General features: G+C 61.4%; 1 protein-coding gene. It reads right to left on the minus strand.

Going from position 1 to position 365, the window contains the following annotated elements:
• On the minus strand, positions 1-365 hold a 365-nt coding region (locus AB4Z27_RS29830), incomplete at both ends, for an isochorismatase family protein (RefSeq protein WP_441646088.1).

A 365-nucleotide genomic window follows, 5' to 3' on the forward strand; every position in this document is an offset into this window, starting at 1 on the left:
TAGATCTCGTAGTCACCTTCCAGCATCGCGCTCAGGGCAAAGGTCGTGTTGCAGACCTCGGTCCACAGGCCGGCCACGACGATCTTCTTGCGGCCGTTGGCGGCCAGCGCGTCGCGCACCTTCTGGTCATCCCACGAGTTCATCGAGGTGCGTTCCAGCGTCTGCTGGCCCGGGAAGACGTCGAGGATTTCGGGGTAGGTGTAACCGGAGAACGACTCGGACTCCACCGTGGTGATCGTCGTCGGCACATCGAAAATCTTGGCCGCCTTGGCCAGGCCCACCACATTGTTCTTCATGGTCTGGCGGTCCATCGACTGCACACCGAAGGCCATCTGCGGCTGGTGGTCGATGATGATCAGCTGGCT

This window comes from Cupriavidus sp. KB_39 (genome assembly GCF_052114485.1).
Classification (GTDB): domain Bacteria; phylum Pseudomonadota; class Gammaproteobacteria; order Burkholderiales; family Burkholderiaceae; genus Cupriavidus.